This window comes from Shewanella gelidii (genome assembly GCF_014647855.1).
Classification (GTDB): domain Bacteria; phylum Pseudomonadota; class Gammaproteobacteria; order Enterobacterales; family Shewanellaceae; genus Shewanella; species Shewanella gelidii.
This window is the reverse complement of the sequence record NZ_BMPZ01000001.1, coordinates 18,806-31,735: the sequence shown is the minus strand read 5'-3', so window position 1 is coordinate 31,735 and position 12,930 is coordinate 18,806. Positions and strand designations below refer to the sequence as shown.

8 protein-coding genes are annotated in these 12,930 nt (G+C 44.7%); 5 read left to right on the top strand and 3 right to left on the bottom strand.

Going from position 1 to position 12,930, the window contains the following annotated elements:
• Nucleotides 1-14: 14 nt before the first annotated feature.
• Both IEY18_RS00170 and IEY18_RS00165 read right to left on the bottom strand, forming a co-directional pair.
• Nucleotides 15-407: an ATP-binding protein gene (locus IEY18_RS00170; RefSeq protein WP_188916629.1), complete on the bottom strand. Its 393-nt coding sequence runs from the start codon at nucleotides 405-407 to the stop codon at nucleotides 15-17.
• Nucleotides 404-1,699: a SpoIIE family protein phosphatase gene (locus tag IEY18_RS00165; protein ID WP_188916628.1), complete on the bottom strand. Its 1,296-nt coding sequence runs from the start codon at nucleotides 1,697-1,699 to the stop codon at nucleotides 404-406. The genes IEY18_RS00170 and IEY18_RS00165 overlap by 4 nt, the downstream gene beginning before the upstream one ends.
• A gap of 515 nt (nucleotides 1,700-2,214) precedes the next feature.
• Between IEY18_RS00165 and IEY18_RS00160 the strand changes: the two genes are divergently transcribed.
• Genes IEY18_RS00160 through IEY18_RS00150 form a run of 3 tightly spaced genes read left to right on the top strand, consistent with a single transcriptional unit; the run spans nucleotide 2,215 to nucleotide 8,228 of the window.
• Nucleotides 2,215-3,312, top strand: coding sequence for a phosphate/phosphite/phosphonate ABC transporter substrate-binding protein (locus IEY18_RS00160; protein ID WP_229779675.1), 1,098 nt, complete (start codon nucleotides 2,215-2,217; stop codon nucleotides 3,310-3,312).
• Between the two features lies 1 nt (nucleotide 3,313).
• Nucleotides 3,314-6,736, top strand: coding sequence for a PAS domain S-box protein (locus IEY18_RS00155; RefSeq protein WP_188916626.1), 3,423 nt, complete (start codon nucleotides 3,314-3,316; stop codon nucleotides 6,734-6,736).
• Nucleotides 6,729-8,228: a sigma-54-dependent transcriptional regulator gene (locus IEY18_RS00150; protein ID WP_188916624.1), complete on the top strand. Its 1,500-nt coding sequence runs from the start codon at nucleotides 6,729-6,731 to the stop codon at nucleotides 8,226-8,228. The genes IEY18_RS00155 and IEY18_RS00150 overlap by 8 nt, the downstream gene beginning before the upstream one ends.
• Before the next feature lie 229 nt (nucleotides 8,229-8,457).
• Here IEY18_RS00150 and IEY18_RS00145 read toward each other — a convergent pair whose 3' ends face one another.
• Complete coding sequence (locus tag IEY18_RS00145; RefSeq protein WP_188916622.1) at nucleotides 8,458-10,392, bottom strand: B12-binding domain-containing radical SAM protein; 1,935 nt, start codon at nucleotides 10,390-10,392, stop codon at nucleotides 8,458-8,460.
• A gap of 477 nt (nucleotides 10,393-10,869) precedes the next feature.
• Between IEY18_RS00145 and IEY18_RS00140 the strand changes: the two genes are divergently transcribed.
• Both IEY18_RS00140 and IEY18_RS00135 read left to right on the top strand, forming a co-directional pair.
• Complete coding sequence (locus IEY18_RS00140) at nucleotides 10,870-11,637, top strand: phosphatase (RefSeq protein WP_188916620.1); 768 nt, start codon at nucleotides 10,870-10,872, stop codon at nucleotides 11,635-11,637.
• On the top strand, nucleotides 11,638-12,927 hold the full coding sequence (locus IEY18_RS00135) for an SDR family oxidoreductase (RefSeq protein ID WP_188916618.1): 1,290 nt from the start codon (nucleotides 11,638-11,640) through the stop codon (nucleotides 12,925-12,927).
• The last annotated feature ends 3 nt before the right edge of the window (nucleotides 12,928-12,930 follow it).

Below are 12,930 nucleotides of genomic sequence, written 5' to 3'. Positions count from 1 at the left end.
TCGTTGAAATCCGATTAAGCTCGCAAAGAGCTGAGCCGCAAATGAGTGCCAGCAGCTGTAGGTTGAAATCGAACTTGATCCATCCAGTGCTCAAGAATCCAAAGCCCTCGCCCTGACTCTTTGTCAATTTGAAGTTGCGATGGTGCCTGCGGTACCGAGTTTAAGGTGGTGCTATCAAGCAAATCAACTACCACCCGATCGGGTTGGCAGTGAATCATCAAAATTGCAGAGTCTACCCCTGTGCTTGCATGTTGCAGTAAATTTCCCACAGCCTCGAGAATGCAAGTCACAACCTTGAATCGCTGCGGGTTGGGAATGTTTTGCAACGTGAGAAATTGTTCTACTTCATTACAAAAATCTACATTCTTCAAAATGCTACGAGTTAAGTTAATTTGTAGGTGATTCATACTGTCTCCTTAGGGGCAGATATCAACATGAGTGAAGTGTCATCTTGGGGTTGATGTTGCTGCCAAAGTTCGAGTGAATGATTTATGTGGTAAATCAGCTTTTGCGGCTGCAAAGAATGGGCGTTTTGACACAATGATTGCAGTCTTTGTTGCCCAAACTCGCCATAGCAAGGATGGTGGCATTCATATGCGCCATCGGAGTACAGGAGTAGCTGGGCGATATCGTGAAGGGGAATGATATGGTTTTTGTATTTGTGGCTTCGATGGATCCCAAGGGGAAGTTCTGTTGGCATTTCTGCAACTTTCCATGCGATATCGAAGATGAGGGGGGCCGGATGCCCTGCGTTGCATATCGTTAAAACCTGCGTTGTCGTGTTAATGATTGCTATCATTCCGGTCGTGAATCGTCCGGCTTGTTCAGGGTCTTGATAGTTAAAATTCAGTTTGTTCATTAGTAATGCAGGATCTAAACCTTGCCAATCCGCTAACGAATGGTTGAGCTGCTGCGCTAATGTAAAGGCGTGCATTGCCGAGGCCGCACCATGTCCGGCGACATCAAGTAGATAAAACCCGATATTTTCGTTATCAATTTCAACAATTTGAAATAGGTCTCCAGCAAGCTCAAGTGCAGGCTTAAAGCTGGTGTTAAATTGCCATTGTTTTAAATCAACTTGTGGTTTGGGTAGTAAAGACTGTTGTAATTGTGCGGCACTTTGTAGATCGGTTTGCCGCTGTTGATGTAAGTATTTCTCATGCGCTAAAACTTGATTGAGCTGTTGATTTTGTTTTTTGAGCGTAAGCTGCATTTGCAAAATGCGACTTGCGGCGAGCAATCTAACTTTAAGCTCACTGGGTGCAAATGGTTTGGTGATAAAGTCATCTGCACCAGCAACAATGCCCTCAACTAAGTGGGTGGATTGATTGTTGGCAGTAAGCAAAATGAAATAGGGTGGCGTCGTTGATTGTTTTAAATGTTGGCAAAGTTGTAAGCCTGTTAACGTTGGCATACGCCAGTCGCTGACCACAATGTCAAATTGATGATTAGCCCATAGTTCAAGGGCTTGTTCCCCATCATCGCAAGTTGTCACTTTGAAACCATAGCTCTCAATTAATTGTGCAATGAATAGGCGTTCACTTTGAGTGTCTTCCACCACAAGTACGCTGAGGCAAGTCTCTTTCCTTGGTGCTGCGAATGAATCAGAGCTGCCCACTTCAGCCGTCACCTCTTGCTGAGTAGAGGTGTTAAATACTTGGTTTTTTAAGCGCTCACTATATGGCCGAAGGGTATTCATGTGAGTTCCATTTGGTAGGTTTACTGGATGTCTGTTGGAAAGCAAAACTCGAGCCATACAGCAATAACAGCTGATTAGTCATACAAATAGTCCAATGTAATCAGAGGTTTGAGTGGTTTGGCGTCGGGTGTTTTTGTGACGGATAATGTGTTTGATGAATTGTGATTTGCAAAATGCACTGAACTGATAGGGCATCTTTGCAAAATGCAAATCACTCATTCATAGTAGGAGTGAGTCAGTTAAAAAACGAACGATTGATTTGGGCGTTGGAAGCCTTTTCTCTAATTTTTTAATGGCTTGTATGGTATTTGATCGAGTTTGAGTGTTGGGGAATGTTCAAGGGGAAGTTGGTGTAAAACTTGCTCACTGAGTATTCAGCGCTTTTATCTGGTGACTTTGGTTTCTTGTTTTGTGTGAGGCAGAAAGGTAAATATCTTCTCCGCTCGTCGCATGAGTTCAAGGCTTTGTAAAGCTCAGCCAGAATCAATAACCTAACAAATTCGCAAGGAGTGCAAATGAACCTGAATTTAAGAACCATCAAAGTACTAGTCGAGCTTCATTGTGTGTCTAGAGCTATTGCTTTGCGGGCAGAAGTAGAGAGTTGGTTTTCTTTTTTGTTCAATAACCTATGCATTCGCCTTCGTCCTATTAGATTCTGTTTATGTCAATGTATATCAGCCAAGCACTGGCAGCGGTGCTTACCTGACTATCAGCGCGTTTTTGCTAGGGGGCTCGCCAGCTGTTTGCTGCTGACGTTGTGTATTGAAAGTCCAATGGTACACGCCGCGCAGCAACAGAGATTAACCGCGCCGAAAATGGTGACACCGCTTAAGTTTGGTGCTGTACCGCAGCAATCTGCAAGCAAGCTGGCGAAGGTCTGGTTGCCATTGATTCAGCAATTGTCACAAGACTCTGGATTACCTTTGCAGTTTGCCACCGCACCAGATATCCCTACTTTTGAAGCTCGGCTCGCCAACGGTGAATACGATATTGCTTATATGAACCCCTATCACTACGTTACTTTTCACCAATCATCTGAATATCTGGCACTCGCGAAGGAGGCACACAAGTCTCTGCAGGGGATTATTGTTGTGAAAAACAGTGCTCCAATGCAGAGGATTGAGCAGTTGCAGGAGCGGTCGATAGCTTTTCCCGCACCAGCAGCATTTGCAGCAAGTATGGTGCCTCAAGCGAGCTTAAAACAGTTGGCTGTCCAACACGATTCTCACTATGTTGGTTCCCACGACTCGGTCTATTTAGCCGTTGCCAAAGGGGTGATGGATGCTGGTGGTGGCGTGGTTAGAACTTTCAATAAGATGGACCCCGCGATAAAGCAACAATTACGCATTATTTGGCATAGTCCTGAATACACGCCACACGCAATTGCTACGCACTCTCGGATTTCGGCACAGCGCGAAAAATTGATGGGTGCGTTGGTGAAGGTATCGAAAAATAAGAAAGGAAAGGCGTTACTGAGCAACTTGGGCTTTGCCGGGTTTACTCTGGCGACCGATGCGGACTGGAACCCGATTCGAGAATTAAAGCTCCATGAATTGTTTACAGTGCCAGCGGATAAGGCCTCGACAACCGATTTAAGCACGGAGGCTAAATAACGTGTCGTTTCGACTAAAAACCATTTTGGGTATTGCGCTTATTGAAGGTGTATTGCTATTGCTACTGGTGTATACCAGTGTTGATTATTTGAAGCGTTCCAACCAAGAGCAAATCGCTGCCAGAGCGCAAGCTACTGGGGCTTTGTTTTCGGCAGCTGCAAAAGATGCAATTATCAGTACAGATTTGTCTACCCTACAAGAGCTTGCCGATGAGTTAATCGCAAATACGGAAGTCAAATACGTCAAGGTGTTTGGACAAAACCAATTGTTGGCGAGTGCTGGCGAACCGGTTCTATTGACTCGATTGGCGACTTTGGATGCGAATGTCGCAGCAGTTGATGATGGTATTTTAGACATTAATGTTGATGTTAAAGCGTCTGCTTTTGTTGTGGGCCATGTGAAAATGGGCTTTTCAATCGCCAAGCTTGATGAATATGTGGTGCAGGCTTCGACTCGAATTGGTTCAATTGCCGCCTTGGAAATGATTTTGGTGGCACTTTTCTCTTGGCTATTAGGGATGTATTTAACTCGCAATCTGAGTCAGCTAAAGCGAGCATCCCAACAAATATTACAAGGGGAAACTCTCGTTCAAATCCCTGTCGTTGGCAAAGATGAGATTGCCCAAACCACTGCCGCATTTAATGATATGAGCGCGCAGATATCTACACGAACCCATGATTTGGAAAGTGCAAATACACGCTTGAACACCATTTTATCCGCTGCGATAGACGGATATATCATTATCAATACCCAAGGCATTATCACACAAGTGAACCCCGCTGTGAGCCGTGTTTTTGGCTACGATAGTGAAGAGTTGATTGGTGAAAATGTCGCAATATTTTTACCTGCTCCCGATCGCCATCGTCATGATGGATATATTCAACACTATCTTGATACAGGTGCCGCGGGAATTATTGGTAAAGGGCGCGAAGTGACTGCGCAGCATAAAGATGGGCACCTTTTTCAAGTCGATCTCTCTGTATCAAGAATGGAGATTGAAGAGGAGTTGATGTTCCTCGGGTTGGTGAAAGATCTAACCGATATTAAACGCCAACAAGATGCCGCCAAACGTTCTGAAGCCATTTTGCTCGCGACCTTAGATGCCAGCCAGGATGCTTTGATTACCATCGATATATCCGGACGGGTGTTAGAGTTTAATGATGCTGCAGTCGGACTATTTGGTTATACAAGAGAGCAAGCCATAGGAGAAACGCTAGAAGATCTCATTATTCCGCCAGAGTATCACCAGGCCCATGCAATGGGTATGGAGCATTACCGCCGGACTGGTGAAGGTCCAGTGTTGAATAAGCAAATCGAGGTGACTGCACTCACAAAAGATAGAACACCGGTGCCGGTTGAGATGACGATTATTCCAATCCAACTTGGGGATGATGTATTGATGACGGCGTTTTTACGTGACATTACTGAGCGTAAACAAATTGAGGATAAACTGAAACTCGCAAAACAGCAGGCCGAAATGGGTAGCAAAGCGAAATCTCGCTTTTTAGCAACCATGAGCCATGAGATTCGTTCGCCGTTGAATGCTGTTCTCGGCAGTGTTGATCTCCTGCTGGATTCAGAACTTGATCAAGACCAACAAATATATGCCCGAACCGCAAATGAAGCTGGCTCCGCTTTGCTTAGTACGATCAATGACATTTTAGATTTTTCTAAAATCGAGGCTGGGCAAATGGTGCTGACGAAGCAAACTTTTACCCCGGCTAAATTGGTCACTCAAGTCTTGCAAGTGCTCGCACCTAAAGCGCTTGAAAAAGGTATCCATCTTGCCAGCTTTATCAACCGCAATGTGCCAGATTATTTGGTTGGCGACGAGCAGCGTTTACGTCAAGTGATTCATAATCTAGTTGATAATGCGATTAAGTTCTCGGAATCTGGCTGCATCTCTGTGCAGATGTGGATACCTGACAGTCATGCAGAAGATATTCAATTATGCTGCAAAGTTGAGGACCAAGGCATTGGTATTCCTGAGGCCGATCAACAAACGTTGTTTAACGAATTTTCTCAAGTGCATGATGAAAACAATACCAGCTATAAGGGAACTGGTCTGGGGTTGGCTATCTGTGCGGAATTGATTCATATGATGGGTGGTGAAATTAGCCTGAAGAGTGAATTGGGTCAAGGCACTTGCTTTGAATTCGACGTCCGCTTGCAGCTTGATGAGAAGCAACCTTTAAAACTTTTAAATGTACCTAGCCATTGTCGAGTTTTGTTGGTGCACCCTGACGCAACACTAAGTGCGTTGATGAAAAAGCAATATAGTCAGCACGGTGTGCAGCTCATCTCCGTGACACAAGTCGAGCAGGTTTATAAAACAACTGTGGTCAAAGGGCGCTTCAATTTAATTTTAGTTGATGACTCGTGTTTGTTTGATTTAGACAATAAGCAAATCAACTTACTGAGTCGAGATTTCTTATTTAGTGGTGGCATGATTTGCGCCCTAGTGTCGAGCATGAGTCGGGATATCTCACAATTGATGGCGAGTATTGGTTTAGAGCAGGTTGTGAATAAACCCATTAGCCGAGAAATGCTTCTGGGGCTGCTTAATGGGCAGCATGCTCATCAATTGACAGACCAAGGCGCTGTCAGTATTGAGGATGAGAGTATTGATACCAGAGTCACCCCCGCAGGAGTCCGCCTTTTGCTTGCAGAGGATAGTAAAGCAAATCAACTGGTTGCAGGTGCGTTGTTGTCTAAAGCTGGTTATCAAGTTGATTTTGCGAAGAATGGCCAAGAAGCACTTGAAATGGCACTGTCCCATGACTATCAATTGATTTTGATGGATATGCGCATGCCACAAATGGATGGTCTGGATTCGACGCGCCATATCATGCAACAAAAGCCATCACAGCTTATTGTTGCAATGTCTGCCAATGTGTTGAAGCAAGATGTTGAGCAGTGTTTTGCTGCAGGAATGCAAGACTTTATTTCGAAGCCGGTGAAGCGTGAAGAACTATTAGAAACCGTCGCGAAATGGGTGCAACATCAGCCAACGGAACCTATAGAGGAGCAAGCCACTGCGCCGGAATCGATTCACGAGCAGTTATGGCTTGATACCGATGTGGTGGACGAGTTGCTTGCAGCGTTAAGTGAAGAGAGTGTGCAGCAAATGATGTCTGTGTTTATCATTGAAGCTGAGGAGCGGCTCGGTGTATTGAAACAAGCGCAGCAGCGATTGCAAGACGAATCATTTGATTTTGATTTGATTGAAACACAAGCGCATACGCTCAAAAGCAGTGCGGGTAGTTTTGGGGCGAGCGCGCTGTTTGAAATATCTAAAACGTTGGAATCAGCGGCAAGAGAAAAGCAGGTAACATTGCTGACAGAGTCACTGATTGCAATTGAAAAAACAGGTACGGAAACCCTTCGAGTCTATCGACAAAAATTTGGTGGTGAACATGGATAAGCAAATAGAGTTTACAGCGTTACTGGTAGAAGACAGCATGTCGCTAGGGGCGCTTTATACTGAGTATTTGCGAGCTGAAGGGGCGAAAGTGACCCTAGTGCACTATGGGCAGGATGCGCTCTCAGAACTCGCAAAGTGGCAGCCTGAGTTACTCATCCTTGATATAAAATTGCCAGATATTTCAGGTATGGAAGTCTTGGAGACGGTACAAAAAAAATACCCTGACATTAGCGTCATTATGATTACCGCCCACGGTACGATTGATATCGCCGTCGATGCAATGAGGGCGGGTGCGTTTGATTTTCTTGTAAAGCCATTTGACGCCAAACGTTTATCGATAACGCTGCGCAATGCATTAAAACAAAAGGAATTGTTTAATCTCGTCGCCAAGTATGAAAACAGCTTGCCGAAAGCTAATTTTCAGGGATTTATTGGTAATTCTCTTGCGATGCAAGCCGTGTATAAAACAATTGATAGTGTTGCCAACAGTAAGGCCTCGGTTTTTGTCGTCGGAGAGAGTGGTACCGGCAAGGAAGTGTGTGCCCACGCGATACACAATGCAGGCAGTCGCCGTGATAAGCCATTTGTTGCGTTGAACTGCGCTTCTATTCCGAAAGATTTAATTGAGAGTGAAATTTTCGGGCATACCAAGGGCGCTTTTACCGGTGCTCATGCTAACCGCGATGGCGCGGCTACAAGAGCCCATGGCGGAACGCTTTTCCTTGATGAAATCTGTGAAATGGATTTAGAACTGCAAAGTAAATTGCTTCGATTTATTCAAACTGGTGTATTTCAGCGTGTTGGCGGCAGCCGTGAAGAGAAGGTGGATGTGCGATTTATTAGTGCTACCAATAGAGCCCCTTGGGATGAAGTCAAAGCTGGCCGGTTTCGGGAAGATCTGTTTTATCGTTTACATGTGATCCCGATTGAGCTGCCACCGCTGCGGATGCGCGGCAAAGATATCTTGTTATTGGCTAAACGCTTATTAAAAGAATACAACCGTGAAGAGGGCAAATCATTTGCTCGCTATAGTGAAGAGGCGATCCAGTCTCTATTACGTTATAACTGGCCTGGGAATGTTCGGCAGTTACAAAACGTTGTCAGACAAGCGGTCGTTTTAGGCTCGGGGCAACAAATTGAGTTATCTATGTTGCCGCAATTGATTGATAGCAATCATCAACCGTCAGGCTCTCGTGTAGCAAATGAGCCATCCTGCGACAAACAGCCGTTGCCTCAAATCGAGGCGGTGGTTGCAGCGACAGATGCCACAAACAAAAGTTTGATTGGCGATGAGCTCAGCTTTAGTGAAACAGCATTGGCACCTGATGGTCATATTCAGCCTTTATGGCTTTCGGAAAAGCAAACTATAGAAGCCGCGATAGCTCAATGTGACGGCAATGTCCCTAAAGCTGCAGCCTTGCTAGATATTAGTGCCTCAACCATTTATCGCAAACGACAAAGCTGGGAGGAAAAGCAAGAGGCGGATGCTTAATGGTTTTTGTGTATGACACGGATTTGTTAAAGAGGTGGCTATTACGGTAGTTTTAACGGCGTTGAGGCTGCGATCTCCTTAGACGTGATAGGTGACTGCTAAAGAGGAGCTTGAACCGATCTACCTTGTTAGTTTTTCATTCATCTGCTCAAGCACATGTTGAAAAGCTAAAAGATCGTGCTGAGCGATATTTGAATGCACTTTATGGGCGATTTGCTGTAGCACTGGTTTACATCTCATCGGTTTCGATTGAACGATGAATTGCTTGGGCAATGAGATCGCTTTTCATTGTCGTTGGAGTTACAGCTTGCTCAAACCAGAAACTCATCGGTTGATCAAAGCCGATTCCGTGCATGTAGTTATAGATAGCTTTGCGAAGACCTTCGCCGAGCATTTCATGATCCGTGCCGGTTGGGTCAATGAATTCTACATCATTTTCGGCAAATAAAATTTCAGGGCGTTCAGCCAATGTAATACCAAACTGTTCTGGGTTTATTCCAATAGGGCTATGAACGGTAGCGACAAAACGATGCCAATAAGCAGATTGAAAACAGCCTTGCTCCATCATCTGCCGGACCATTTCGAGTGAGTCGACCGTTTCTTGCTCCGTTTGTGTTGGGAAGCCATACATCAGATAAGCGTGTACCATGATGCCTGCATTACTGAAGGCTTTGGTGACTTGGGCGACACGTTCGACACTGACGCCTTTCTTCATTAGCTTTAATAGTCGATCTGATGCGACTTCTAGACCACCGCTGACGGCGATACAGCCGGAGTCTGCTAGTAATTGGCAACGGGCCTGACTAAAGGTTCTTTCAAAACGTATATTGCCCCACCAACTGATAACTACACCGCGCTCAATGAGTCTTTTTGCAAATGAAAACAACACTTTTGGTGGTAATGCTTCATCTACAAAATGAAACCCTGTTTGGCCAGTTTCTTCGATGAGTTGTTCTACACGGTTAACTAGAATATCGGCTCCGGCAGCATCGTAGCGGTCGATATAGTCAAGGCTCACATCACAAAAGCTGCATTTTCGCCAATAGCAACCATGGGCGATAGTGAGCTTGTTCCAGCGACCATCACTCCAAATACGATGCATAGGGTTAAGCATTTCACATAAAGATAAGTATTCGTCTAATGGCAAGCCATCGTAAATGGGGGCGCCAACGTCAGTTTGCGGAATATCATGCAGGGCAGTGTTTTCATTAAAGTGGACATATGCCTGGCCATTTTCATCTTCTGCGAGGAAGTATGTGCGTACCAAATCATCTATCTCCCGTTGCCCTTGGAAGTATTCCAGCAATGTGATCAATGGCCGTTCGCCATCATCAAGGCAAATGAAGTCAACGAACTCAAAAATGCGCGGATCATTCAATGCGCGAAGCTCTGTATTGATAAAACCGCCGCCGATAATTATTGGAATATTTGGATTAATGGCTTTACAAGTTTGCGCAATTCGCAGAGCCCCGAGCATATTTCCAGGGAAGGGTACTGTTAGCGCAACCACACTGGGTTGCGTGTCTTCTATATAGTGTTCGACAAGTTGTTCTAGGATTTCAGAACTAAATGTAGCTTCATCTATTAAGGTTTCGTAAAGGCTGTCAAAGCTTGGGTTCGCTGCAGCGAGTTGCTCGCCATAACGACTGACTTCAAAATAAGGGTCCACGCCCTGAGTAATGACACTTGATAGATCATTGATAAATAAGGTTGCTAGGTATTTTGCTTTATCTTGAACTCCCAAATTTCCAAATGCCGCTTGTAAAACATCGCCTGAAACGGCTTCCATTTGTGCGATTGCGTCAAATGCAGGGCCTTCTGGTAAAAACTTACGCGAATTAATGCGGAGCGCCAAACTTGGATCTTTGCCCTGTAAAAACCGAATTGCGCTCTCAACTGTCAGCTGATATCGATCAAATTCTGCAAGGAAGTTGAAAATCACATCAGGAAGTTCTTCGTCTTCAAAATGCTCAAAGTTTTGTTCCACGTGCTGGCGAATGATTTCGAGTGCAGGTGCAGTCATCATTTCGAGAAAAAGCTCGATGGCTGGATCCCTTTGAACCGCTTCATAGCCCCTCGTGCGCAAAAAACCAGTCAAATACGCAGTTGCAGGATAGGGCGTATTGAGCTGAGTCATAGGGGGAGTCATTAGAAGAACGGTCATAGCCTGCCTTTATTTATGAAATTTGATTGCTTTGCTCGCAACCAAGCTTGGACGCAGATACTGCTGCCTTAAAAATTGAGTGGATTCTAGCAAATGAGTTGCATAAAAACCCGAAAATTAGTCAATGGATTTATGACATGACCTTTTTCATTTGATAATGAGCAACGGTATGGCTAAGTGGCTATCAAATGCACCACGGAAAAAGTGGTGCGTTTAGTTTTATGTATGGGGGAGAATTGACGAATTTGATGTGTAGCGCCTAAAGATCTTGATTGAGTTGGAGAGCGTGCGGGTGTAGTAACGGGCTGCATTTTGTAGCGCTGATATTTTTAGGTTTCAGTGAAATATATGGAGTGTTGCAATCGTAAAGACGTTGCGAACTTCAATTTGGTGCAGCTAAAACATACCTGAATAACACTGGTTTATTTTCTGATAAAGCGCCACAATAGCGATGGCGTTTTTTGTTAGGAACACTCAATGACTTTTCCCGTCGATACCCATACGCACACGCTAGCATCAACCCATGCTTATAGCAGTATTCATGACTATCTTGCAGAGGCAAAACGAAAAGGCATTAAATTATTTGCCACTACGGATCATGGCCCTGCGATGCCTGATGCGCCTCACTTTTGGCACTTTGTTAATTTAAGGGTATTGCCCAGAATGTACGATGGTGTTGGGATTTTGCGTGGTATCGAAGCCAATATTTGCGATCTTGAAGGAAAGATTGATTATTTTGGGCAGTATCATGCTGAATTAGACATCATCCTGGCTGGGTTTCATGAGCCGGTGTTACCACCCACTCATATTGATGATCATACGCAAGCGATGGTGAATACGATTAAAAGTGGCATGGTTGATATAATTACGCACCCAGGGAATCCTGCCTACCCAATTCATGTTGAAGCCGTTGTTGATGCGGCGGTCGCTCACAACGTCGCATTGGAGGTGAATAACTCTTCATTTGCGTGTTCGCGTAAAGGCAGCGAAGCCAATTGCTTAAACATTATTCAGTCGGCTAAAGAAAAAGGCGCGTCGATAGTTGTTGCCTCTGATTCTCATGTTGCGTTTAGTCTCGGCGAATTTCCATTGGCAATGGCTTTGATTGAGCAAGCTAAATTTCCATCATCGAGAATATTAAATCGCTCTCCAGAGGCTTTGCTGGCGTTTTTAGCGGCTCGAGGTCGTGAAACCGTGCATGATTTTAAAACTTATTTTGATTTCGAAATGCCGGCTCAATCGTAAATGAGGGTATTGATTACTGGTGCCAAAGGGCAGCTTGCGACGGTTTTAACGATGCAAGCAAGTTGCAACAGTCGTTGCTTTATGTCACTTGCGTCATATAAGCAAAGCCTTGCCCGCCAGAGTGTCGATCAAGATATAGAGCCAAAAAGTTCTTCATGTCAGTCTTCTGGTAATGAGTCGAATCCGCCCAAATACTCAGATGAACAACGCCAGATGATGAGCCGGTTGTTTGCCAATATTGAGCGACTTGTGGAATCGGACTGGCAAGTGCTGTGCCTACAACGCAAAGACTGTGACGTTACCTCAGAAACTGCAGTTAATCATGTTTTTCATACGTTTATGCCACAAGTTGTTATTAACTGTGCCGCATTCAATCGGGTGGATGAAGCAGAAGAAAAGCCATGCCGTGCCCAAGCCGTGAATGGGGAAGGGGTTGAGTTACTGGCGAAGTGGTGTGTTCGTATTGCTGCCAAACTTGTCCATATTTCGTCAGACTATGTATTTGATGGGCAAGCAAACAACAAGTATTCGCCACAGTCTAAAACAGCGCCTTTATCTGCATACGGTCGTAGTAAACTTTCTGGTGAGCAATTGATAGCGAAGGCTTATTCTACGGAGTCAACTCAGGCAAGAAATTCAAAATGGATGCATTCCAAGCAAGACCTTTCTTTGAATCAAGAAAGAGCAAGGCAACAAGATTTACAAGCTCATGATAGTAGGTCTTTAACCGCGACAGGCATTGTGCCTGAGCCTCTTATTATAAGAACTGCTTGGCTATACAGCCCTTATGGTGACAATTTCGTCAAAACCATGCTGAGATTGCAGCGTGACTGTAAAACGTTGAACATCGTTGCAGATCAAATGGGTTCACCGACTTGGGCTGATGCGTTAGCTGTAATGATATGGCGTGCTGTGCGAGCGGGATTGTCAGGTCTCTATCATTATGGTGCTAGCAATACCTGCACATGGTTTGAGCTTGCAAGTAAAATCCAGGCATTTTCAAATGAGCAAGTTCTGCAATGTGAAGGTGAACGGTCTATTGAACAAGTCGATACCTCCTCATGCCAGCTCATTCCAATTTCCTTGGCTGAGTATCGTAAGCAACAGCATAAAAAAGGTCGAGTATTTGCGTTGAGACCACTCAATAGTTCACTTGAGTCATCAACGATCCACCAACATTTGGCGCCACATGTTGGAGGCAATGACGCCCCTAATGCACATCAGTGGCAAACACAGTTACAGATGATGTTAAAATTCATGGGTATGAATAACGAGCGACATAATTGCTAGAAA